The organism is Furfurilactobacillus milii, from assembly GCF_009864005.1.
Classification (GTDB): Bacteria; Bacillota; Bacilli; order Lactobacillales; family Lactobacillaceae; genus Furfurilactobacillus; species Furfurilactobacillus rossiae_B.
In genome coordinates, this window is record NZ_WEZQ01000019.1 from 86,535 (window position 1) to 108,755 (window position 22,221).

General features: G+C 44.1%; 25 protein-coding genes and 2 tRNA genes. 16 read left to right on the forward strand and 11 right to left on the reverse strand.

The annotated features are described in order from the left end of the window. Window positions 1–33: 33 nt before the first annotated feature. Window positions 34–936, forward strand: a complete 903-nt coding sequence (locus GB993_RS10280; protein WP_161001676.1) for a GRP family sugar transporter — start codon at window positions 34–36, stop codon at window positions 934–936. A gap of 280 nt (window positions 937–1,216) precedes the next feature. Beyond that, entirely contained in the window at window positions 1,217–2,569 is a 1,353-nt protein-coding gene (locus tag GB993_RS10285; RefSeq protein WP_161004227.1) for a glucose-6-phosphate isomerase, read from the forward strand. A 98-nt stretch (window positions 2,570–2,667) separates the two neighbouring features. Here the strand turns inward: GB993_RS10285 and GB993_RS10290 are convergent, their stop codons facing one another. Further along, complete coding sequence (locus tag GB993_RS10290) at window positions 2,668–3,204, reverse strand: GNAT family N-acetyltransferase (RefSeq protein WP_161004228.1); 537 nt, start codon at window positions 3,202–3,204, stop codon at window positions 2,668–2,670. A gap of 179 nt (window positions 3,205–3,383) precedes the next feature. Between GB993_RS10290 and GB993_RS10295 the strand changes: the two genes are divergently transcribed. Together GB993_RS10295 and GB993_RS10300 are read left to right on the forward strand one after the other, a co-directional pair. Further along, complete coding sequence (locus tag GB993_RS10295; protein WP_161004229.1) at window positions 3,384–3,617, forward strand: hypothetical protein; 234 nt, start codon at window positions 3,384–3,386, stop codon at window positions 3,615–3,617. 53 nt (window positions 3,618–3,670) lie between these two features. Continuing rightward, entirely contained in the window at window positions 3,671–4,288 is a 618-nt protein-coding gene (locus GB993_RS10300; RefSeq protein ID WP_161004230.1) for a CHAP domain-containing protein, read from the forward strand. Here GB993_RS10300 and GB993_RS10305 read toward each other — a convergent pair. Continuing rightward, the gene (locus GB993_RS10305; RefSeq protein WP_161004231.1) at window positions 4,278–6,284 is read right to left on the reverse strand and encodes a cation:proton antiporter; all 2,007 of its coding nucleotides are present in this window, start codon (window positions 6,282–6,284) and stop codon (window positions 4,278–4,280) included. The two genes, GB993_RS10300 and GB993_RS10305, sit on opposite strands and share 11 nt — an antisense overlap. A 246-nt stretch (window positions 6,285–6,530) precedes the next feature. Here GB993_RS10305 and GB993_RS10310 point away from each other — a divergent pair, with 246 nt between their 5' ends. Continuing rightward, window positions 6,531–6,980 carry a universal stress protein gene (locus GB993_RS10310; RefSeq protein WP_161001681.1) on the forward strand — a complete coding sequence of 150 codons (450 nt, stop codon included), beginning with the start codon at window positions 6,531–6,533 and terminating at the stop codon, window positions 6,978–6,980. Window positions 6,981–7,071: 91 nt separating this feature from the next. Here the strand turns inward: GB993_RS10310 and GB993_RS10315 are convergent, their stop codons facing one another. Further along, entirely contained in the window at window positions 7,072–7,293 is a 222-nt protein-coding gene (locus GB993_RS10315; RefSeq protein WP_017262261.1) for a helix-turn-helix domain-containing protein, read from the reverse strand. Between the two features lie 154 nt (window positions 7,294–7,447). On the opposite strand from GB993_RS10315, the gene GB993_RS10320 reads away from it, so the two are divergent. From GB993_RS10320 to GB993_RS10335, 4 genes are all read left to right on the forward strand, one after another. Continuing rightward, window positions 7,448–7,708: a hypothetical protein gene (locus tag GB993_RS10320; RefSeq protein ID WP_161001683.1), complete on the forward strand. Its 261-nt coding sequence runs from the start codon at window positions 7,448–7,450 to the stop codon at window positions 7,706–7,708. A 188-nt stretch (window positions 7,709–7,896) separates the two neighbouring features. Continuing rightward, a tRNA-Glu gene (locus tag GB993_RS10325) sits at window positions 7,897–7,969 on the forward strand. A 55-nt stretch (window positions 7,970–8,024) separates the two neighbouring features. Then, window positions 8,025–8,097: transfer RNA gene (locus tag GB993_RS10330), tRNA-Gln, on the forward strand. A gap of 301 nt (window positions 8,098–8,398) precedes the next feature. Then, a complete protein-coding gene (locus GB993_RS10335; RefSeq protein WP_186337682.1) occupies window positions 8,399–8,698 on the forward strand; it encodes a group-specific protein in 300 nt (99 codons plus the stop codon). Between the two features lie 95 nt (window positions 8,699–8,793). Here the strand turns inward: GB993_RS10335 and GB993_RS10340 are convergent, their stop codons facing one another. The 5 genes from GB993_RS10340 to scrK form a co-directional block, all read right to left on the reverse strand. After that, window positions 8,794–9,042 carry a hypothetical protein gene (locus GB993_RS10340; RefSeq protein WP_161002445.1) on the reverse strand — a complete coding sequence of 83 codons (249 nt, stop codon included), beginning with the start codon at window positions 9,040–9,042 and terminating at the stop codon, window positions 8,794–8,796. A gap of 35 nt (window positions 9,043–9,077) precedes the next feature. Further along, window positions 9,078–9,902 (reverse strand): undecaprenyl-diphosphate phosphatase, encoded by an 825-nt coding sequence (locus GB993_RS10345; protein ID WP_161004232.1) that lies wholly within the window; start codon window positions 9,900–9,902, stop codon window positions 9,078–9,080. A 230-nt stretch (window positions 9,903–10,132) separates the two neighbouring features. After that, window positions 10,133–10,525 (reverse strand): VOC family protein, encoded by a 393-nt coding sequence (locus GB993_RS10350; protein WP_161004233.1) that lies wholly within the window; start codon window positions 10,523–10,525, stop codon window positions 10,133–10,135. A gap of 33 nt (window positions 10,526–10,558) precedes the next feature. Further along, on the reverse strand, window positions 10,559–11,335 hold the full coding sequence (locus GB993_RS10355) for a DUF6198 family protein (protein WP_161004234.1): 777 nt from the start codon (window positions 11,333–11,335) through the stop codon (window positions 10,559–10,561). 41 nt (window positions 11,336–11,376) lie between these two features. Further along, window positions 11,377–12,249, reverse strand: coding sequence for a fructokinase ScrK (gene scrK, locus GB993_RS10360; protein WP_161004235.1), 873 nt, complete (start codon window positions 12,247–12,249; stop codon window positions 11,377–11,379). Between the two features lie 543 nt (window positions 12,250–12,792). Between scrK and GB993_RS10365 the strand changes: the two genes are divergently transcribed. After that, a complete protein-coding gene (locus GB993_RS10365; protein WP_161002450.1) occupies window positions 12,793–13,803 on the forward strand; it encodes a zinc-dependent alcohol dehydrogenase family protein in 1,011 nt (336 codons plus the stop codon). Window positions 13,804–13,912: 109 nt separating this feature from the next. On the opposite strand, the gene GB993_RS10370 is transcribed toward GB993_RS10365, so the two are convergent. The 3 genes from GB993_RS10370 to GB993_RS10380 form a co-directional block, all read right to left on the reverse strand. Next, entirely contained in the window at window positions 13,913–14,398 is a 486-nt protein-coding gene (locus GB993_RS10370; protein ID WP_161004236.1) for a GNAT family N-acetyltransferase, read from the reverse strand. Between the two features lie 34 nt (window positions 14,399–14,432). Beyond that, window positions 14,433–15,416, reverse strand: coding sequence for a LacI family DNA-binding transcriptional regulator (locus GB993_RS10375; protein WP_161004237.1), 984 nt, complete (start codon window positions 15,414–15,416; stop codon window positions 14,433–14,435). Between the two features lie 90 nt (window positions 15,417–15,506). Next, complete coding sequence (locus GB993_RS10380) at window positions 15,507–15,713, reverse strand: hypothetical protein (RefSeq protein ID WP_161004238.1); 207 nt, start codon at window positions 15,711–15,713, stop codon at window positions 15,507–15,509. A gap of 138 nt (window positions 15,714–15,851) precedes the next feature. On the opposite strand from GB993_RS10380, the gene GB993_RS10385 reads away from it, so the two are divergent. From GB993_RS10385 to manA, 6 genes are all read left to right on the forward strand, one after another. After that, window positions 15,852–17,123, forward strand: a complete 1,272-nt coding sequence (locus GB993_RS10385) for a betaine/proline/choline family ABC transporter ATP-binding protein (RefSeq protein WP_162854114.1) — start codon at window positions 15,852–15,854, stop codon at window positions 17,121–17,123. A gap of 2 nt (window positions 17,124–17,125) precedes the next feature. Beyond that, entirely contained in the window at window positions 17,126–17,770 is a 645-nt protein-coding gene (locus tag GB993_RS10390; protein ID WP_161004333.1) for an ABC transporter permease, read from the forward strand. Further along, entirely contained in the window at window positions 17,770–18,708 is a 939-nt protein-coding gene (locus GB993_RS10395) for an osmoprotectant ABC transporter substrate-binding protein (protein ID WP_161004240.1), read from the forward strand. The genes GB993_RS10390 and GB993_RS10395 overlap by 1 nt, the downstream gene beginning before the upstream one ends. A gap of 1 nt (window position 18,709) precedes the next feature. Beyond that, entirely contained in the window at window positions 18,710–19,390 is a 681-nt protein-coding gene (locus GB993_RS10400; RefSeq protein WP_161002455.1) for an ABC transporter permease, read from the forward strand. Window positions 19,391–20,020: 630 nt separating this feature from the next. Further along, a complete protein-coding gene (locus GB993_RS10405) occupies window positions 20,021–21,028 on the forward strand; it encodes a serine hydrolase domain-containing protein (protein ID WP_161004241.1) in 1,008 nt (335 codons plus the stop codon). Between the two features lie 91 nt (window positions 21,029–21,119). Beyond that, a complete protein-coding gene (gene manA, locus GB993_RS10410) occupies window positions 21,120–22,085 on the forward strand; it encodes a mannose-6-phosphate isomerase, class I (protein WP_161004242.1) in 966 nt (321 codons plus the stop codon). Window positions 22,086–22,221: the final 136 nt, after the last annotated feature.

Here is a 22,221-nt window from a genome sequence, read left to right on the forward strand (position 1 = left end):
GAAGAGATTTAGAGAATTGGAGATTTTTGAATCATGGGAGTTACAAACATTCTTATTGCCTTAGTCCCTGTCATTGCCTGGGGGAGTATCGGTCTTGTTTCAGGCCGTTTGGGTGGTTCTGCTGCTCAGCAAACGCTTGGTATGACAATGGGGGCTGTTGTTTTTGGGATCATTGCTTGGTTTATTTATCGACCAACATTGGATGCCAAGGTTTGGATTGCCGGAATCTTGTCCGGTTTGTTCTGGGTAGTTGGTCAAGGTGGCCAGTTTACCTCCATGAAGGCACTGGGTGTTTCCAAGACAATCCCGATTTCGACCGGGATGCAGCTTGCTGGTAACGCGCTAGCTGGCGTGTTGTTGTTCAGAGAATGGACAACAGGCCGTCAGTACACGTTGGGCACGCTTGCTGTGATTGCCTTGATTATTGGGGCAGCGCTTACGTCAAGAGTTGACAAACGCAATGCTACAAAGACGGATCGTCATGAAAATACTGGCGCCGGTGCCCGTGCTTTGACGTACTCAACCCTTGGTTACGTTGCTTACACGATCGTGATCAAGAGCTTTGAAAAATGGGGTAACGTTGGCGATGTGACGAACTTTACCCATGCGGTTGTTTTACCGCAGTCCATTGGGATGTTCCTTGGTGCAATCGTGTTCGTTATCATGATTGGTGCTCGTAAAGAAATGTGGCAATTACCATCTTGGAAAAACATCATTACCGGGTTATTCTGGGGTACTGGTAACCTGTTCATGTTCTTGGCCACAATCAAAGTTGGTTTGGCAGTTGCCTATTCAATGGCTCAAATGGGAATTATTATCTCTACCTTTGGTTCTATTTGGCTGTTGGGAGAACGCAAGACTCATTGGGAAATGGTCAATATCATCATCGGTTCTGTCTTGATTATCGTTGGTGGTATCATGCTTGGAACGATGTAATAGCCTTTAAAAAAGTTACAGCAGACGATGGATGTCTGCTGTTTTTTGTTTGGCAAACAAAGAAACGAACAGGATCTATATCATTCAATTGAAAAGAAAATTAAAAATTAGACCAAAAAAATTTTGAGTGGTCTAGGTGCTGATAGCGTGGGGATGACGAGCAAAAATATTATTGATTTTGGTATATACCAATTTTATGAATTGGCTTTCATTGCCCACAGACCAATGTATTAGTGTATACTTGTAACCGTAATCATTATAAGAAAGAGGTAGGAGAAGCATGGCATATATTTCCTTTGATAGCTCGAATCTGACAAAGTTTGTTCACGATAATGAACTGGGTGAAATGCAGGCAATGGTCACTGCAGCTGACTCAGAATTACGTAATGGTACAGGTGCGGGTGCTGATTTCCGTGACTGGATTGATTTACCCACGAATTACGATAAGGACGAATTCAGCCGCATTAAGGCCGCTGCAAAGAAAATTCAAAGTGATTCAGAAGTATTGGTTGTCATTGGGATCGGTGGCTCATATCTTGGTGCACGTGCAGCCATTGACTTTTTAAACGAAGCCTTTTACACAGCATTACCTGCTAGTGAACGTAAGGGCGCTTTGGTTCTGTTTGCTGGGAACTCAATTTCTTCTTCATATGTTCACGATTTGATTCATGTTATTGGTGACCGTGACTTTTCTGTTAACGTTATTTCGAAATCTGGGACTACGACTGAACCATCAATCGCTTTCCGTATCTTCAAAGATAAGTTGGTTGAAAAATACGGTGAAGCCGAAGCTAAGAAACGTATCTATGCAACAACTGACCGTGCTCGCGGTGCGCTGAAGACTGAATCTGACGCTGAGGGTTACGAAGAATTCGTTGTTCCTGATGGTATTGGTGGTCGTTTCTCTGTATTGAGTGCGGTTGGTTTGTTACCAATTGCTGCTTCTGGTGCCGACATTGATAAATTGATGCAAGGTGCTGCAGACGCTTCTAAAGATTACACATCAGACAAGATTGAAGACAACGATGCTTACCGTTACGCTGCTTTGCGGAACATTTTATACCGCAAGGGTAAGACGACAGAATTGTTGGAAAACTACGAACCAACCATGGCTTCATTTTCTGAATGGTGGAAGCAATTAATGGGTGAATCAGAAGGAAAGGACCAAAAAGGCATTTACCCATCAAGTGCTAACTTCTCCACTGACTTGCACTCACTAGGCCAGTACATTCAAGAAGGCCGTCGTAACTTAATGGAAACCGTTGTTAAGGTTGATAAACCAAATTATGACATTGACATTCCTAAGGAAGACAGCGACCTTGACCAAATTGGCTACCTCGAAGGGAAGACGATGGATTATGTTAACACGCAAGCATTCCGCGCTGTTACACTAGCCCACACAGACGGCGATGTTCCTGTTATGGCCGTTCACATTCCTGATCAAACGGAATACTCGCTTGGTTACTTAATCTACTTCTTCGAAGCTGCTGTGGGTATTTCTGGCTACTTGAACGGGATTAACCCATTCAACCAACCAGGTGTTGAAGCGTATAAAGTCAACATGTTTGCTCTTTTGGGTAAACCTGGCTTTGAAAAAGAAACTGCCGAAATTCAAAAACGCGTTCAAAAATAATTATTCGTAAGCGACGCTGAACAATTATTTTTACAACTATACGAGTAAAACCGCATCTGCTGAGTAATTCAGTAGGTGCGGTTTTGTTTTGCAACGTATTAATCTTTGGGAGACTGCCATTCGTCTCGCAAGACGCCATATTTCACAGAATCCCAGTATTGACCCTGCCAATAACGAACCTGTCTGACCGTTGCTTCTCGTTTCAAGTGTAAATGTTCAGCGACACCAATCATACGAACGTTGCCGGACCAGGTTGTGAGGCCAATGTGAGGCAGGTCGACCATTTGCCACAGTGTGTCGATCCATTTGGCAAGCGCTTGATGACCAAGACCATGATGCCAATTTGTTTGGTCATAAATGGCAATGCCAGCATCTAACCACCGCTTAAGTCTGCCATCGTCGTAATAGGCCGAGACCATACCGACCATTTTGTCATCGACACGAATAACTTGGCAAAATGGATTTTGAACATATTTGTCTTTTGCAGGACCGTTCACAAATTCTTCACGTGTCGGTAAAACGTCGCGAAAATAAGGGCCGTTCCATTTTGTCCACTCAGCGTTTGGATTGCTAAAAGCCAATTGCCAAAAGTCAGCAACTTCGTTTGGCTGTAATTCAGATAAGGTTAATTTCATGAAGTCATCCCCAGATATTATATTGACCCAAGTGTACGCCAATAAAAGGCTTTTTAGCAGAATAAACTTACATGCCCAAAAAATGATTTTAAAATTCACAAGCATTTGTTTTGAATAATAATAACGATTAATTATAAATTATGGTTACGCAAAAAATTAGTCGAAAGAAGGCCATTATTATGATTACAAACGCAACGGAATTTATTCACGATTTACACAAAGTTTTACGCGGTGCGGCTAAACGTGCCGACGAGGATATAACTAAAACCATCAAAACTGTCAGTTATAAATTAAAACAAAGTGGTTCACTTCATTACGAACTTTCGCGTTGGCGTTGTTCAGATGCGCGTCAACATGAATTTACGTTTAAGAAAAATAATGACGGTACCTATACGTACATTTATAGTCGCTAAGACAATCATTATCAGGATGAAGCGGATTAAAAGGACAGTGTAGGAGGGACAAAATGAAATTACTCAAGCAAATTGGCACTAGTTTAAAGTTAGTAGGGTGTGCGTGCTGTATTACGGTTGGTCTTTCAGATACTCAAGTATCAGCTGATCAAGTTTCTTGGCCGGGTGCAACGACAGTCCAAACGACATCTGCGGTTCAAAATCAGGACAGCAGTTCACTGATAACAGGGAACATAAGCGGAACTCATTTGTTATCTGGGCAAGCATTGATGGCGGCCCAACAAGCTGGGCAACAAGGATTCTATGACGGCATTGATGGATATCCAGTGGGGCAGTGTACGGGATTTGTCGCAGCCATTTTGCGCCAACAACAAATCCCGGTTAACACATACAGTTATTTGGGCAACGGCGACCAATGGGCCGAATCGGCAACACAACGGGGATTATTGGTCGATTTTCGACCAGCGGTAGGTTCCGTGGTGTCGTTTAAATCGATGCACGTGGCCTATGTCACGGAAGTTAACGATATTACCGGGACCTTCAAAATTATGGAAGGAAATTTTGAAGGACAGTCACTGCATGAGCGTACCCTAACGATGAACGACGATATTGCTGGGATTATTCATTTTGAAAAGCTGTCGACCGCATCTCAATCTACGCTTACTGTTTGATAAACGCAGCATTATTTTGAATATAAGCCATTTCATCAAAGATAATATGTTGCTGAAGTGATTCGGCTGTTTCGACATCAATGGTGCCCTTATCAAGGGCGTTTTGAACAAATTCATATTCAGCGTGGAATGCGGTTAGAAAAAGTTGATAAACGACTTGAGGGACGGGATCCGGCATGTTCATCCGACGATGGCGTTCCCGATAAAAACGTTGAACATCATGTAGCTCGACGGTCGTTACCTCGCCGTGTTGATGACGTTCCTGTCGTAGGGCGTGCATGACAGCTTGATAGCCAACTTCTTCTAAAGGACGAATATCTTCGCCGTGTGCATGGAATTGACGTTGCCAATAAAATTGTTCAGCAATCAACGGCGTGGTGAAAAACATTTCTTCGCCAAACTTAAGGTCGCGGCTCAAGCGACTGGAGTGAACACCAAAACGCACTCGGAGCCATAGATTCTGCCAAACAGTATTATTGAACGTGAACTTGGTCAGGTCTAAAAAACGCAGGTAATAATACGTTTCGTCATCGTTAAAATCGCCCTGATCGTGTTTACGGTTGATGACTTCACGTTCAGCAGCATCGGTAATTTCAAACAGTCGGCGTTGTTCACGACGATGCGGACGATTGTTTTGATGAAGTTGTTGGCTCAACGCATCAACCACGATGTGCGTTTCAGTTGGCGCGTCCTTGGTTGAGCGGACCTTGTTCATAGCCGTCATAATCATTTCTCGTGTCCACTGACTCATCGGTTTTGTCTGAGTGCCGGTGGGCATTTTTGTGATGATCGGCACGGCGATGGCGGCTACCGTCAGACTGACCAAAATGACCACCGTGACGACGAAGATGAGTGCGTTCCGGTCAGTAGTTAAATTGTGACCGTTTATTGTTGGCAGCAGAAAGGCTAATGAAAGTGAAATAGTCCCACTGGCACCACTGACCGCCATTAACCAAGCGTCCTGCCAGCGATGATCGCTAGAAATGTGCATCCAAACTAAAAAACGCGACCACAGCAAGCGAATAGCAAATTTCAAAACATACAGCACAATTCCTATAAGAATCAGTAAACCAAGGAGACCTGGATGCTTAGAAATGATTTGTTCCATGATTGTCGGCAAGGATACGCCTAGAAGGACGAAAACAACACCTGTGAGCGCCTCCTGAACAATTTCCCATATATTTGACCGGACGAGCTGTACCCGACTTGAAACAAGCTGTAAACTGTCATTTTCCATTCCTTGAAACAAGCCAGCGGCGACGACCGCCAAAATTCCGGACAACGTTAAGCGTTCAGCGACGAAATAAGCTAGAAATGGCACTAATAATTCTAATGTAATCATGACGAATGGTGTGTCATCACTAGCTTGAATAAGCTCGCGGCGAATGCTTAAAAAAAGTGCACCGATAATTGCGCCGGTGATCAAGCCGCCGATAAACTCTAACGCAAACACACCAACGGCTCTGTTAGCTGAAAATGAACCAGTCGTAAAGGCTAGTAGGGACAGATCGAATGCCACAAAGCCGGATGCGTCGTTAAATAATGATTCGTTTTGCATGATGGTGAAGGGCACTTGGAAGTTTGGATTGGGCTGAGCAAATGCGCTGACTGCTGATGCATCGGTTGGGGTCACAATGGCACATAGCGCAATGGCTAAGGCTAGTGGCAGAAATGGAAACAGTAAGTGAAGTGCACTACCAACGACAATCACGGTGGCAATGACAAGCATGATGGACAGCGAAAAAATGTTGATGGCACCGCGACCAATCCAGTAGCGAGAGGCCGATTGTGCTTCGTTATAGAGCAAAGGTGCTACGATGAAAAATAAAAATAAATTGGGATTAAAAATGTAGTGGTGATACAGCGGCAGCAGCGCCAATAAAATCCCCACCACAATAAAGACGATGGGGAGCGGCACGCGGTTCAAGTGATTATGAATTATCACAGCGGCCACGACTGCAATTAAAATGATGAGAAGAAAGAATGTATTCTCCATGCCAATGGCTCCGTTTCGTTAGGTTCTGTATAGGACAATCATGAACGAAATTAATGATCGACGCAAACAAAAATGTCTTCAAAAACAATCTGGCGTATTGCTGAATATCTGCGGCAGTGCCTAGCAAGTTTTGTGACAATAATGATTGACGATCAACAACAGTAATACAGGCGTAAAAAATGCAGTGAAAATAGTTATATGTTATAAATACAATAAGATAAAGCAATAGAATATAGGAGGCATAACATGACATTTAAACCAAAACGCATTTTAGTTCCGACAGATGGCTCAGAAAACGCACAATTGGCCCTGCGTAAAGCAGTTGATATTGCTAAAGCTGCTGGTGCAGACATTCTATTACTACAAGTTGTCGCGCCGTTATATGCAGCTCCTGAATACGCAATGGCGGGGATGTCGGAAGGTATGCTGACACAGGCCAAAAAATATGTTGGCGAATTAGCTCAAAAGATGCAAGCAGAAACGGGCTTTGACCGCATTTCGGCCTTTGCGATGCAAGACGCGCCTAAGCCGACGATTGCGAAGACTTTTCCAGAGCATCATGACATCGATTTAATTGTTATCGGTGCTACTGGAACAAACGCATTTGAGCGAGCGATTCTTGGATCAACAACAGGTTACGTGGTGCGCAATGCAGACGTGGATGTGCTAGTTGTCAAGGAAGATGAAACTGAATAGATTCGGAATTGACAACAAAAAACGACGTACCTGATATTCAGGACGTCGTTTTTTTTGAGTTTAATTTGGTTCTCCACAATCATGATAATTATTAAGACAATTTAGTAGGATCATCACTTTGTGTCGTTTGCATAAACACTTCCAGCGGAATGCCAAAATGCTGGTTAAGTAAAGAAATCTCACGAACGTTAAATTGAGAATGTCCGTGTAACTTACGACTTACAGTACTTTTGTTGATTTGCAATAGATCGGCGACCTCAAGCTGTGTTATACCCCTTGATTTCAGCCATCCCGAGACTGGGAAAATTTCCATGGTTACCACGCCCCTAATAATTAAATGTTTAAACCGTTCCCTTATATGGGAATAGTAACCTTAATTCTCGATGCTCGCAAGTTGAATTTCTTATTTACTGCGTATTCCCGTCAATAAATTGATAAAATGAGCACTAAAGGAGCTGACTTGCAACATGGAAACAAAACCAACTGATATTCAAACGTGGTTACACCTTTCGCGAAAGCAAAAGGGTCTCACTGGCAAGGAAGTGTTGCGACAACTGGAGGAGCGTTACAACTTTCGAATTAGTAAATCAGCTTTTTATCGTTATGAAGATCCTGATACTAGCCTTAAGTCGATTCCACTTTTGCTGATAGTTGCCTTATGTGACATTTACGATCGAGACTTTGAGGAGCCATTTAAAATTGTTCGTAAACAAATTTCGATAGACTAATAATGGCCGCCGCAGGGTGGTGTTTTTATTTCGGTAGCTTAACGGCTGTTACATTATTGCAACGGCCGTTATTTTTGGTTTTAGACTTAAAAAAAGCAATGAAAAATGAGAATTTAAAAAAGTCGTCATTTTTATGCGTTAAGGCGTTGACGTCATCTGTCAGTACTGTATAATTAATTAAGTAAATTTGCCCCATGGTCAAATTGGTTAAGACGTCGCCCTCTCAAGGCGGAGTTCTGGGTTCGATCCCCAGTGGGGTGATTTAAAGTCACCCGGGCGCTTGCTTGGCAGATTTACGACTTTAATAATGGATTATTGGGTATTAGCCAAATTGGTAAGGCACCGGACTCTGAATCCGTAATGTACTGGTTCGAATCCAGTATACCCAATTATTGCGTTCACAAGAACGCCGGTATCAAAGGGTTTCTAAGCCTTCTTTTCAAAACCGTGCACAATTCGTGTGCATGGTTGAAGACTTAGAGCTCTTTTTTGTTTTCAAACTAAAATGTGTCGTACATTCGGATTCTTAAGAATGATTTTCAAGCAAAGTCTGCCAGAAACAGATGACACATCGAATCTTAAAAAAGATAATCAGGTGATTTTATCAATTATTACATTGCAAGCTCGTTTGCTCACATATCGCTCGTTCGTGAAGTTGCGGCTCGTTTGGATCAATCAGGTTGTCAAAACGTGTATGACTGGACCGTTAATGAAGCCAATACGCTTGAAGCGTTACAAAAAATTGGTATTCACGAGAAAATGGCAGTCATGAGTTGCGATGTATTTATCATGATTTATCCGGCCGGAAAGGGCGCCAACACTGAGCTGGGATTGGCGTTAGCCGCAAATAGAAAAATATATATTTATGCTACAAATCATGATATTTGGAATGTTGCCAAAACCAGCACGTTTTACCAATTGCCAGAGGTTACCATCGTTTCTGACAGTATTGCAAAGCTTACGGCCTTAGTGTTAGATACTGCTAACTGATATGAATAAAATTTAATCGCTAAACAGTGTTTGACGTTGTCGTTACAAAATAAGCCGACCATTTTCTGGTTCGGCCTTTTTTGTTTTTGTTGTAATTATAATTGACCACTGAGGTGCTGATGTTGCTGCCTTGAGCTGTGCTGCCACAAATGGTGAATCGCACGTAGCGCCCACCCCAGCACCATCAGTAACCAACCAATCGTACCAAGGTGAATTGCAAATTGAATGTGGACGGGCGATAGAAGTAAGGCATCAAGACCAGCCAATAGGCCCCACAAAAAGAAGAAGACACCGGCACCAAACGGAATTTGGTAGACAAGTTTTAAAGCCATCGTTTTCAACATAATAATCCTCCATTTCATGATTAATACTGAGCAGATTAGGCGATTAGAAAATAAAGAATAACGATGATTCCTAAGATAATTCGGTACCAGCCAAATGGTTTGAAATTGTTTGTTTTGACGTAATCGAGCAACGCCTTGATCGCAATGTAGGCGGTGACAAAAGATACAACAACGCCAGTTAACAGGATTAGGCCTTCCTCGCCAGCGAGTGTGCCACCATGCATGAAAAACTTAAGGAGTTTGAGCAGCGTAGCGCCAAACATGGTTGGAATGGCGAGAAAAAAGGAAAACTCAGTGGATGCCAGGCGTGAGGCCCCAAGAAAAATACCGCCAAGAATCGTTGCGCCAGAGCGTGAAGTTCCTGGTACGAGGGATAAGAGTTGAAAACAGCCAATTAGAAAGGCAACGCGATAAGAAATTTGCGGAACTATTGAAATGGTGGGCGTTAGTGCGGCATTGTGGTTTTCCACGAGGATAAATAAAATACCGTACAGAATTAGTGTGATGGCGACAACAACCCAGTTCATTAAGTGAGCGTCCATCCAATCATTGAGCAACAGGCCAACGACTACAGATGGAAGAACGGCAAAGATGACTTTCCCCCAAATTTGCCATGTAGCTTGTCTTTCGGCTAATGTCTTACGAGGTGAAAAGGGGTTCAACTTATGAAAATAGATGATCACAACGGCGAGAATGGCCCCAAGTTGAATGGTGACGTTGAACATATTAATGAATGCGGTGGACTGGTGTAACTTAATAAACTGGTCAGCTAGGATAAGGTGGCCAGTTGAGCTGACCGGCAAGAATTCGGTAATGCCTTCAATAATGCCTAAAATAGCTGCTTTGATGATATCTAACACGTTGTTTCCCCCGCTTTTTGTAGTTAGTTGATTGGCAGGTGATGGATGAGGCCAATTAACTTTTAGCCACAGTATAACGGAGCAATGTAACGTCTTAATGTTGCGTTTATATTGACTATGTAAACGTTTGGTAAATGTCGGGATAACATAGTAGGCCACAAAAAAAGTTTGCCGTTTTAAATTGGCAAACTTTTTTGTGTTTTTATATTCAACTTTTTGTGATGCTGTTTTTATGCAGTGAGGATTTGGCAAAATTCAACAATTTCACCATTAGGACCCTGAATATTAAAGTATTTAATCCCGTGCTCCCAGAAGGGCAGTGATTGAACTTCGTGGTCAATCATCGTGAAACCGGCATCTTTAGCAGCAATGAATGCTTTATCCGCGTCACTAGTATTTAGGGAAATATGATTGATTGCACCAGGCTTCATTGGCGTTTCATCAGCAGTCCAAGTTTCAATAGTGAGGTGGTTAAGCGTCATGAAAGCAACTTGACCGTCGCCATTCTTGAATTGGCCCCGTTTAGTAAAACCAAGTGATTCCCAAAAAGCAATGGACTTAGATAAATCTGTCGTTGGAATACCCACGTGTTGAACGTCGTCGATAAAATCTGTAATTTTCATAATGATATCCTTTCAAGTTTGAGTGACTTTTGGTTAAGCATTCGTTTGTTTCGAAGGGGATGGTGTGGCGTTTTCTGCATGGCCAACATCCAACGCTTGATGTTTTAAGTTGGGGAACACAACACGGTCTGCGATTCCCGTGATGCCGCCTTGGAAGACGAAGGCAAACAGGGTGCCAATCCCAAAGTTAGTGAAGTCGCGGGTGATGGCAAACGCAATGATGGCCATGATGGTCGGTGGAATGTAAGAAGCCCACATTGCTAGGTTGGCGTTACCACGACAATATTTGAAACGGAGAATCTGCATTAAATCATCTGCTGGATGCAAAACGAGGTTGACGCGTTGGTAAATTGAAATTGCGATAGCGATGAGTGCAACGCCGAGAAAATTTAAAATGACGTAAAAGCTAATCATCCAAATACCATGGGCTTGCGGGAGACCAGCAAATAATTGTGGATAAACACCGTTAAAGAAATCCGCAAATAGTTGAATCAAGGCTGAGAAGGGCACCATAAAAATCAAGTTGCCGAGAGCCCGGCGCCATTCCCATTTGCCCACTAAAATGGCGTTTAAGACAGTGGTCAACATTCCAAAGATAAGGAATGCCCAGAACAGATTCCAGTGAATGGCAGTCCCTAAATTCGCTTCAGCAGCTGTCCAATACGCGGAACCGAGAAAAGATGGGTGAATCTTTGACGACGTGACCAAAGTTAAAACATTTCCCGCCGAGTTAATTACCAATGAAAGAATGAAGAGGCCGATTGCAGATCCCATGGAAATGGTACGGCCATTGTTTGATTGTGTCGTCATGTTGAAAACTCCTCACTTAAATATAGGACCAAATAAACGCGTTATGCTTGTAGTTCTCGCAATGCTAATGCAAAGTTACCCAGTGTCGCTGAGCCGTTATGTTTAATGGCAGGCATGGCGATGTAATCGTCAAGATTACCAACATTAACGTAATCGTTCAGAAGTTCACTGAACTGTTGGCGAACTTTCTTTAAAAATGGCTCGCTGACCACGCCACCACCGAAAATGATTTTGCCAGGTCTCATAATTAGCGTGACCTGCAATGCTGCTTGGGCAACGTAATACGCCATGATGTCCCAGACATGGTCAGTTAACGGGACTTCCTTGCCAGGTTTGCCAGTCCGAGCTTCAAACGTTGGCCCAGCGACTAAACCTTCAAGACAGTCGCCGTGAAATGGGCAAATGCCTTTGAAATCGAGGTCATCAGGATGACGTTTGAGACGCACATGGCCCATTTCTGGATGGCCCATTTCGCCAAGAAAGTCGCCATCAATAATGGCGCCGGCGCCAACACCGGTACCAATGGTGTAATAAACCAATGAATTGATTCGTTCATTAGTTAGCGTCGACATAACATACTCACCATAAGCTGAACCATTGACGTCAGTTGTCCAAAACATGGGAATGTCAAAGGCTTCTTTTAAGGTGCCGATGAAGTCTGTATCTGCCCAGTTAGGCTTAGGTGTATTGGTGATGTAACCGTACTTGGGATCGTTACGGCGTAGTTCAATTGGGCCAAATGAGGCCACCGATAGTGCTTTAATATCGAATTGACGAAAGTAGTCAATCGTCTTTTGGAGGGTTTCCGCCGGCGTGGTCGTGGGGAAACTAACAATATCTTTCGTTCGGTAATTTTCGTCACCAACGGCACAAACAAATTTAGTACCGCCTGCTTCAACGCTGCCTAATAACATAGTGATGCTTCCTTTCTGATACTCAGTAAATGTGGTTGAAATAAAAATGTGAATGATTAATTTAAATCTTGTAAGCGATTACAATGTCTAATCATAGCCACACACAGAAAGGAGAACAATCTTTATTTGAGGATATTGTTAACTTAATCACTAACCATGTTGATTGTTATACTCCCGTTGTGATGGGCTTTTAAAGGGGGTAAAGGAAATCAATTAGGCGGCTGTGAAAGCCGATGGAAGGTCAAAGCACCGAGACAAACGTTTGTCTTTGAAAGTCGAAAAATCAGTATGAAAATGGTTAATCGTTTTCATGAGGATAGTTTAAAAACAATAGAGACAAACGTTTGTTTTAAACGCAATGAAGGTGAGTAAAACATTGAAGTAACAGGCCTGAGGCAAGGGAAGATACTGCTTGGACAAGGTCGACAACTGGGGTCAATTTGGCCTAATTTGCTTTAAAAGTGGGTTGTTTCATCCGCGGGGAATTTTTACAATAACGAATGTTATGAAATTCACATACAAATCAGAAACGGGGTTTATGAAATGAAGGCACTTGTTCTTGAAGGCTTAAAAGATATGAATGTGCGTGATATCGACGCACCCAAGGTTCCAGCCAATGAAGTAAAAATCCAAATGAAATATGCAGGCATCTGTGGCACGGATACGCATCTTTACCAAGGACTCCCAGGTTCGGCTCAAGCAACGCCACCAATCGTTTTAGGTCATGAGAATTCAGGTCAAGTGGTTGAAGTTGGTGCTGACGTCACGACAATTAAAGTTGGCGATCGGGTGACAATTGACCCCAACATTTACTGTGGTCATTGTCGTTACTGTCGTGAAGGTCGTCCTCAATTGTGTGAGAACTTGTCAGCCGTTGGTGTAACACGGAACGGTGGACTTGCAGAATTTGTTACTGCACCAGAATCTGTCGTTTACCCAATTCCTGATGAACTCTCATTTAAAGCGGCTGCTTTAACCGAACCAGTTAGTTGCGCAGTGCATGGGGTGAAATTACTGGATTTAGATCCTGCTCAACACGTGTTAATTATTGGTGATGGTTTTATCGCCCAACTCTTTACAGCGATGATTAAGTCACTGGGTGTGACACATGTTGACGTTAGTGGTCACAATGATCAAAAACGTGACCTGATGAAACGTTTGGGTGCTGAGAACGTTTATAACAACGGCACCGAAACCGTTCCCTCTGGTTATGACGTGGTCGTTGAAGTTGTTGGTGCGCCTGCGACTCAAGCTGCCGCGGTTGACGCTGCAGGGAAGGGTGGTCAGGTCTTGATGTTTGGGGTTGCTAACCCAGATCAAACTTTCGCACTGAACTCTTACGACATTTTCCAAAAAGAACTGACAATTAAAGGTTCCTTCATCAACCCATACGCTTTTGAAGATTCACTGGCATTTTTGGCAGGTCATCAGGAATTAGTTGAATCATTAATTTCAGATGAATTAACGTTTGATCAAGTTGCTGATTTTCTTGGTGGCAAGTTTGATCACAAAGTCAACAAAGCCATCGTCAACGTTAGCGAAAGTGTTAAATAGTTAAGTGATATTTTTCCAGAATTAAATTTTTGTTGTATGCAAAAAGCACGTGTTCCCTCACTAAAAAGGAGGAGAACGCGTGCTTTTACTTACTACAGAAACTATTTAATTAGCGATGATCCGAATCTGCGTTTAAGATTAATTGCATTTCTACAAATGGATACTGACCACCATTTGTGGCTTGCAGGTGACGTTTTACTGGCATAAAGCCTAAGTTACGATAGCATTTTTGAGCCCGAACGTTGAATTCAGCAACATCAAAAATAATAGTTTCTGGATGATGATGCGCACTAACGTAAGCCAAAATTAACTGGACAAATTGTTTGCCCGCCCCTTGGCCCGTCAATAATGGTTTCATTCCGAGACCAACTTCAACAATCGATGATTGATCGGTCGGTTCGACCATGAAAAAACCAGTGAGTTGGTTTTGTGTCACCACCTGAAAATAATGATCGGAACGTAATTTAGGGGAAAGTATCTCTTCGTAGTCTTCAGGATCTGCTGACATGTCATAAAAACTGTACATTCCGTCATAATGCCAAGTATTAGCAATTAGCTCAGCGTTATTTTGAGTCAATGGGGCAATTGTAGTCATGGTCTATGGCGTCCTTTCTGTTGGCTGTTGAACGCTAAAAGTTCTGGTGTAACGTGACAGGTAAGCATTGGGTCGTAACTGGCGCAGTCGGTGTCGCAATTCGGTTGAGCAGAGTTGTTACAGCGGCATGACCAATCGCATACGTCGACTGTTGGACAGCAACCAGATCCACGTCGAGGTAATCAAACCAGCTGAGGTAATCGAACGTACCTAACCTAAAGGCTGCTAGTTTTCCCTGTTGTTTGAGCAATTTCATGACTTGGCTGAGGATAACACTGTCGGCAACTATCAGGCTATCGATTTTTTCCTGTTGTAGGAGTTCGTTGAGCGCTTTGGCCGTGGCAGCAGGCGTATAGTCCGTTTGACGGGTGAGGTTGCGTTTGGCCGGCAAACCATTGTCCGTGAGCGCTTGTTGATAACCATTGAGACGTTCGATTGCTGAAAACGCGACCTGGCTACCGATGAAACCGATCCGCTTGCCACCGGCATCAATCAAGCGTTGGGTCAGATCACGGGCAGCCGTCGGATTATCCGTCAACACGGCGTCATAGTGATGAATGCTATCTGCATTGGGCACTCGGTCCACGAAAACAGTGGGTGTGGTTTGCGTTAACTTATCGTAATTATCAATCCCGCCAGTACTGGCAATAATTAAGCCATCGACCATCTGACCCGTCAATGCATTTAAAAAACGCGTCTCTTTAGCGGCTTGTTCGTCCGTGTTAAACAGCACCATGCGTTTACCGGACAAAGCTAGTTCATCACCGATACCGCGAAGAAGTTCCGTGAAGTAAGGATTAAGAATGTTGCTGACAATGATGCCAATTGTGTCTGTTTGTTGGTTACGAATACTTTGCGCCAACGTATTTGGCTGAAAGTTCATGTCTTCTGCAATTTGATGAATTCGTGCTCGTGTGGCAGGTGTCACGCGGGGACTATCCCTCAGAGCGCGAGAAACAGTCGACGGGGCCATTCCGACGCGTTTGGCAACATCTGCTAACGTTACGTGTTTTGCCATGTTAACTTCCTCCGTTTGCGACACTAAGTGCCCATCATTGTGAATGATTAAACTAATTTTAGCATATTCAGTTACTTTCAATAAGCTGGATTAGTGGCGGAACAGCAATTGCCACTCCAACCACAGCCACAGGCCAAACAAGACCAGCACGTAAAGGGCGCATGCCCAGAAGGCAACGATAATAAAAGTGTTGATGATAAACATTCGGACGACCAACAATCCTAAGGCCAGAACAGCGGCGATTACTAACCGTCGTTGAATGGCGTCGAGGTGCTGACGAAGCTCTTGTTGAGACAAACTGACCAATCCTTCCTCTTTTCTTGCATTTTACACGCTGAACACGTTAGGGTGGTAGGTAACATCAATTAATTAATGAATTTAGGCAAGTAAATTTGTAAAACTAGAGAAAAAGGGTGAATAACCGTGTTCTTATCGATGAGCCACTTAAACAAGACATACTCCGGTAACAAGGTCGCCGTTGAAGATTTTAATTTGGAAATTGAAAAAGGCGAGTTTATCTGTTTTATCGGGACCTCTGGCTCCGGCAAAACAACGACCATGCGCATGATCAACCGGATGTTGAATCAAACTTCTGGTACGATTCAGATTGAGGGTCAGGACATTTCCAAGATGAATCCGGTCCAATTGCGACGTCGAATTGGCTATGTGATTCAAAATATTGGTTTGTTACCGCATATGACGATTCGTGACAACATTACGTTGGTGCCCCGCCTCTTGAAATGGCCCGAGGACAAACGTAATCAACGCGCTAAAGAAATGATTGAGATGGTTGAACTGCCAGACAGTTTCCTAGACCGTTATCCGGCTGAATTGTCTGGTGGTCAGCAGCAAAGAATCGGTGTGGCCCGTGCGTTAGCAGCGGATCAGGACATTATCCTGATGGATGAAGCCTTTAGTGCATTGGACCCCGTGACCCGTGAAATGTTACAAGACCTCGTGAAAAGTTTGCAGCAGAAGTCTGGTAAGACCTTTGTGTTTGTTACGCATGATATGGACGAGGCGTTGAAGTTAGCAACACGTATTGTCGTGATGTCTCATGGAAAAATGGTCCAAGTGGCCACGCCAGAAGAAATCTTGCGCCACCCGGCCAATGACTTCGTTGAAGAATTGATTGGCCGTGACCGTCTTATTCAGGCTAAGCCAAGTATCACCACTGTTGGTCAGGTGATGTTAAAAACGCCGGTTGCGATGGTTTCATCTGCTACTTTGGTGCAAGCGTTGAAGTTGATGCATGACCGACGGGTTGATACGCTACTGGTCACGGATAAAGAAAACCATTTGCGTGGCTTTGTTGATATTGAGACCCTAAATGATAACTACTCACCAACTAAACAACTGGGTGATATTTTTAACGAACGCATTTTCTATGTAAATGAGAATGCGGTCATTCGTGATACTGTGGATCGTATCTTGAAACACGGTTATAAAAACGTCCCTGTTGTGGACGACGATGGCAAGCTGGTCGGTATCGTGACACGGGCTGCATTGGTGGACATCGTGTACGATGCGCTATTTGTCGATGATAAATTGGATAGTACGGGCAATGAGGATCAGGAGACAACGGGGACGACTCAACCGAGTTCTGACAGCGCCACGAGTCAAATCGCTAAGTCTACCCCAAGCCAGCAAGCCAGTGCAGAATCTGCTGGCACAGCAACATCCGATGAGACAAAGGTGGGTGATTAATGATGATCACCTTCCTACAAAATTTTGGTGGCCAATTAATCTTTAAAACGTGGCAGCATCTGTATATTTCAGGAATTTCTTTGTTTCTTGGCGTAATCGTGGCGATTCCACTTGGCGTTTTGTTGACACGCTTTAAAAAGATTGCCGGAATTGTTATTGGACTAGCCAGCGTCTTACAAACGGTGCCGGCGATGGCTCTACTAGCATTGATGATTCCGCTGTTTGGTATCGGTGCTAAACCAGCTATTATTGCGTTATTTATCTATTCGTTGTTACCGATTTTAAGAAATACGTACTTAGGATTAGAAGATGTGAATCCCAGTGTCTTGGATGCTGCCAAAGGGATGGGCATGAGCCGACTTGAGTCCATTCGAATGGTCGAGTTACCGTTGGCAGCGCCGGTGATTATGGCCGGTGTCCGTTTGTCAGGCACTTACGTCATCGCGTGGGCAACGTTGGCTTCTTATATCGGGGCAGGCGGCCTCGGGGACTTTATCTTCAACGGTTTGAACTTGTACCGGGGTGACCTGATTCTTGGTGGCTCGATTCCCGTTATTATTTTGGCGCTAGTTGTTGATTATTTGTTGGGTCTGTTAGAAAAGGCTCTAACACCGCGGGTTACCGGCGATGAAGGAGGTCAAAGCTAATGCGACATTTACAACGAAAAGTTTGGTCATTAGTCATTGTTGCGCTAGCTGGTGTGATGCTTTTGAGTGGCTGTGGTTTCCCCGGTCTCAACAACTCGTCAACAGGGACAGTTCGGATCGCATCCATGTCGACAACGGAATCACAGATCATGGCAGAAATGCTGAAAGATCTGATTGAGCATGACACAAGTTATAAGGCAACGATTGTTTCAAACCTGGGTTCAGGTAACGTTACTTTCAACGCGCAAAAGCGTAACGATGCGGATTTATCTGCGGTGCGTTATACGGGAACGGATTTAGAGTCAATCATGGGTAAAAAGATTGACCGCTCTCGCACGCAGGCCCAAACGGATGCTTACGTTCATCAATACTTTAAGAAGCATTATCACATGACGTACTTCCCGAGCTATGGATTTGCGGATACTTATGCGTGGATGGTGACGAAAGATTATGCCAAAAAGAATCATGTGGATACAGTTAGCGACCTAAAGTCACACGCTAGTCAGATGAAAGTGGGGATCGATCCGATTTGGGAGAATCGTCATGGCGACGGTTACGCCGATTTCAAACGGACTTATGGGTACTCGTTTGGCGATTTATATCCTATGCAAATTGGTCTGGTTTATGAAGCGTTGTCACAAGGCCGGATGGATGCTGTGTTAGGCTATTCTACAGATGGGCGCATTAAGAGTTATAACTTAAAGGTTTTAAAGGACAATAAGAATTTCTTCCCGCCTTATAACTGTAGCGTTGTGGCCAACGATGCTGCCTTGAAGAAGTATCCTCAACTGAAAAAGACACTGCGTAAACTGAGCGGCAAAATCAGTTTGAACACGATGCAGAAGTTGAATTACGAAGTGGACAATAATCTTGAGGAACCTGCGACGGTTGCCCAACGTTACTTGCATCAACATCATTATTTTGAAGGGGGCCGGTAATATGAGTCAGCTAAATATATGGCAACAATTACTGTATTATTTTCAGCATAATGGCTTATATGTTTTGAGTCAGTTTAACCGACACTTCCTTATTTCGATTTATGGTGTGTTGTTTGCTGCAATCGTTGGCATTCCGATTGGTATCTTGATTGCCCGTAACCGTCATTTGAGTGGCTGGGTAATCGGAATTGCCAATGTTATTCAAACAATTCCGTCTTTAGCGATGCTGTCGGTGTTGATGCTTGGCCTTGGCCTCGGCGTAAATACCGTTATCGTGACAGTGTTTCTGTATGCGCTATTGCCAATTATCAAAAATACGTATACCGGGATGTTAAACGTTAATCCAGATGTTCTGGATGCCGGCAAGGGGATGGGAATGACCCGTCTTGAAGTACTGCGTTACATTGAACTGCCGCTTTCATTGTCTGTTATTATGGCAGGCATTCGAAACGCTTTAGTGTTGGCAATCGGAATCACTGCGATTGGTTCATTCGTTGGCGCTGGTGGCCTTGGTGATATCATTATCAGAGGGACGAATGCCACAAATGGTGGTGCAATCATTTTAGCTGGTGCGTTGCCGACCGCCTTAATGGCCATTGTTTCCGACGCAGTGTTGGGTTGGCTACAAAAGCTATTTGATCCCTCGGCACGACGCAATCATGCGCAGGGTGCAGAAGAGTAGACAGTATTTGTAACCTCAATAATTAGGCGCCACTACTTTAATGAGCGTGGATTACGCTTACGGTTGTCAACATTGATACACTCGCCGTGGGACCGGTTCGAGCCCGAAGTTCGCGGTCTTTCACCTCGCCGTAAAGCCTCGTGAAAATCCGAGTCTTAACGACAGTCCGTTGTGTAAATTCGAGAGAAACAGTCGAATTAACACAATTTTCACGGCTCGGTATCAATGTTGACGCCCTCCAGCTAATATAGTAAAAGCTTCATGACAGCTATCATTTGACAGAATGGGCTTGCGTGTAAACATTTTATTGATTGGTACAAGAGTGGAGCTGACCGGAAACAGAGTTCCGTGTCGGCAACACTTGGCGGCGAGAATTTGGCCGCTTAGTGTTGCGGGATGACTTATGAGACGTGGTTTGGCGGCTCATAATCAAGGGTGAAAACCGCGTTTTGTGCGGGTTGAACCCAGTCCCATGGAACGGCGTTTCCGGTCAGTGTAACGGATGCTAAACATCCATGATCTATTCAGGATTTTCAGTTTATGAGGATTGTTATTTAAATTGAGTGCTAGGCGTTGTTGTTCACTGAAGTAGTTGACGACAGCGCCTTTTATTGAAAAAGGTGACAGTAAATGCGTGATTATAAACAAACACAACGTGTAATTCAGGACTTGCTGGATGATCAGATTGTACCTGGGGTCAGTTACGCGTTGATCGATGGCTCAGAAGTGTATCAAAAGGTGAAGGGTGATGCCCAGTGGTGGCCGGAACATGAACCGTTAAAACCGGGGATGCTGTACGATTTGGCCTCGTTGACTAAGGTAGTTGGTACCACGACCGCATTATTACAATTAGTCGAACAGGGTCGGCTTAGTGTCGATGATAAATTGGCCCAGTTCGTTCCTGAATGGCATGATAAACGCGTTTCATTACGGGATCTGCTGACTCATACGTCGGCAATTGCGGGATACATTCCACATCGTAATGAGTTGCCCGCCAATCAGCTTAAACAAGCGTTATTACAGTTGCCAGTCGGTGACACGTTTGAACAGCGCGACCATTATACCGATATTGGCCTGATTTTTATCGGCTATGTGTTGGAAGCCGTTTGTCATCAACCAGTGCAACAGATTATTGAGGAGCACGTTTTGAAACCGCTGAAAATGGGTGCGGCGACATTTACACCAGATCCGTCAAACAGTGTGCCAACCGAATTGACTCAACAGGGTCTGATTCGCGGGCGTGTTCATGATCCGAAAGCCGCTATTTTAGGTAAGCATTGCGGATCTGCTGGGTTGTTTGCATCATTAGCTGATATGACAACTTTTGCACAGTGGTTTTTAAGTGATCGTGACGACGTCTTGACTGCCAAGACGCGTGACTTGTTGCGGACAGATCAAACACCATCGCACAACTTGGGCCGTTCATTAGGGTGGAATTTATTAGCGAGTTCGGATAACACACATTTGGTCAGTTTTCACACCGGCTTTACCGGCACCATCATCATTTTGGATCGGGTTACGAAACAGGGGTTAGTGTTATTGACAAATCGAGTGCATCCGAGCCAGAAAAATCACCGCTTTATTGAGTGGCGACCGTCCCTATACCGGACCTTTTTAGATGAAGTTGCTGGTGGTTAAAATAACGGCCGACACACTGTGCTAAACTGAGAGAAGTGTATAGTCCAGCTGTGGGCTAAAGCCAAATTAATTACAATTAGGGGTGCGTTTGATGACTGAACCAATGTTTATGATTCCAGTGTTCCATGAAAAAATTTGGGGTGGCACTGGTCTTCACGACCGCTTTAATTATGATATTCCAACGGATCACACCGGTGAAGCGTGGGCCATTTCTGCTCATCCACATGGTCCCGCAACGGTTGTAAATGGTGAATTCAAAGGTGAATCATTGGACACAATTTGGGCTCAGCATCGTGAAGTATTTGGCAATGCTAAGGGTGATGTGTTCCCATTATTGACAAAAATCTTGGATGCCCATGAGGACCTGTCAGTGCAAGTTCACCCAGACGACGCTTACGCGGAAGAACATGAGCATGAACTTGGTAAAACTGAGTGTTGGTACGTGATTGCCGCAGAACCAGGTGCCAAACTTTATTACGGCCACCATGCACAAACTCGCGAACAACTCGCTGACTGGATCAATAATGACCAGTGGGACAAGTTGTTTCGCACGGTACCGGTGAAGGCCGGCGATTTCTTCTATGTTCCTAGTGGCACGATCCATGCGCTCGGCGCTGGGATCATGGTGCTTGAAACACAGCAGAGTTCGGACACAACGTACCGTGTTTACGATTGGGACCGGACGGATGCTAAGGGTCGCAAACGCCCATTACACAAGCAACAAAGTATCGATGTGACCACGGTACCGCATGTTGATCCAAAGCTTGATATTACAAAAACAACAGTTGGCAAGGCCACAATCACAAAGTTCGTTGCCTCTGAATTCTTTGCGGTTTATGAATGGCGGACAAACGGTGGGGAAGCCCACTTTAGTCGCGGCAAGGCGCCTTACACTTTGGCATCTGTACTTAATGGCCGTGGTGAACTGATTGTTCCCGGTGAGCAGCCATATACCCTGGTTAAGGGAATGCACTTCATTATTCCGTTTGGCATCAAGGAATGGACCGTTAAAGGCGACGTACAAATCATCGCCAGCGAACCCGGCGCTAAGGCTTAGTGTCACAATCACTGTCACCGGAAGGGGCATTAATTGAACAGTTAAGAAGTCAACCAGACCTGTTACTAACACGTAGCAGGTCTTTTTGTGTACTCATCAATCGAGCGTAAAAGCTAATCTTGCCAAGTAAACATAT

Excerpts from the sequence above, each read along its gene's own strand:
- GB993_RS10400 (WP_161002455.1), top strand. The coding sequence starts at position 18,710 with ATGAGTCAGCTAAATATATGGCAACAATTACTGTATTATTTTCAGCAT.
- GB993_RS10340 (WP_161002445.1), bottom strand. The coding sequence starts at position 9,042 with ATGTTGAAAACGATGGCTTTAAAACTTGTCTACCAAATTCCGTTTGGT.
- GB993_RS10405 (WP_161004241.1), top strand. The coding sequence starts at position 20,021 with ATGCGTGATTATAAACAAACACAACGTGTAATTCAGGACTTGCTGGAT.
- GB993_RS10305 (WP_161004231.1), bottom strand. The coding sequence starts at position 6,284 with ATGGAGAATACATTCTTTCTTCTCATCATTTTAATTGCAGTCGTGGCC.
- scrK (WP_161004235.1), bottom strand. The coding sequence starts at position 12,249 with ATGTTATTAGGCAGCGTTGAAGCAGGCGGTACTAAATTTGTTTGTGCC.
- GB993_RS10375 (WP_161004237.1), bottom strand. The coding sequence starts at position 15,416 with ATGGCAAAACACGTAACGTTAGCAGATGTTGCCAAACGCGTCGGAATG.
- GB993_RS10395 (WP_161004240.1), top strand. The coding sequence starts at position 17,770 with ATGCGACATTTACAACGAAAAGTTTGGTCATTAGTCATTGTTGCGCTA.
- GB993_RS10280 (WP_161001676.1), top strand. The coding sequence starts at position 34 with ATGGGAGTTACAAACATTCTTATTGCCTTAGTCCCTGTCATTGCCTGG.
- GB993_RS10315 (WP_017262261.1), bottom strand. The coding sequence starts at position 7,293 with ATGGAAATTTTCCCAGTCTCGGGATGGCTGAAATCAAGGGGTATAACA.
- GB993_RS10365 (WP_161002450.1), top strand. The coding sequence starts at position 12,793 with ATGAAGGCACTTGTTCTTGAAGGCTTAAAAGATATGAATGTGCGTGAT.
- GB993_RS10290 (WP_161004228.1), bottom strand. The coding sequence starts at position 3,204 with ATGAAATTAACCTTATCTGAATTACAGCCAAACGAAGTTGCTGACTTT.
- GB993_RS10355 (WP_161004234.1), bottom strand. The coding sequence starts at position 11,335 with ATGACGACACAATCAAACAATGGCCGTACCATTTCCATGGGATCTGCA.
- GB993_RS10390 (WP_161004333.1), top strand. The coding sequence starts at position 17,126 with ATGATCACCTTCCTACAAAATTTTGGTGGCCAATTAATCTTTAAAACG.
- GB993_RS10285 (WP_161004227.1), top strand. The coding sequence starts at position 1,217 with ATGGCATATATTTCCTTTGATAGCTCGAATCTGACAAAGTTTGTTCAC.
- manA (WP_161004242.1), top strand. The coding sequence starts at position 21,120 with ATGACTGAACCAATGTTTATGATTCCAGTGTTCCATGAAAAAATTTGG.
- GB993_RS10295 (WP_161004229.1), top strand. The coding sequence starts at position 3,384 with ATGATTACAAACGCAACGGAATTTATTCACGATTTACACAAAGTTTTA.
- GB993_RS10300 (WP_161004230.1), top strand. The coding sequence starts at position 3,671 with ATGAAATTACTCAAGCAAATTGGCACTAGTTTAAAGTTAGTAGGGTGT.
- GB993_RS10350 (WP_161004233.1), bottom strand. The coding sequence starts at position 10,525 with ATGAAAATTACAGATTTTATCGACGACGTTCAACACGTGGGTATTCCA.
- GB993_RS10320 (WP_161001683.1), top strand. The coding sequence starts at position 7,448 with ATGGAAACAAAACCAACTGATATTCAAACGTGGTTACACCTTTCGCGA.
- GB993_RS10370 (WP_161004236.1), bottom strand. The coding sequence starts at position 14,398 with ATGACTACAATTGCCCCATTGACTCAAAATAACGCTGAGCTAATTGCT.
- GB993_RS10310 (WP_161001681.1), top strand. The coding sequence starts at position 6,531 with ATGACATTTAAACCAAAACGCATTTTAGTTCCGACAGATGGCTCAGAA.
- GB993_RS10385 (WP_162854114.1), top strand. The coding sequence starts at position 15,852 with ATGAGCCACTTAAACAAGACATACTCCGGTAACAAGGTCGCCGTTGAA.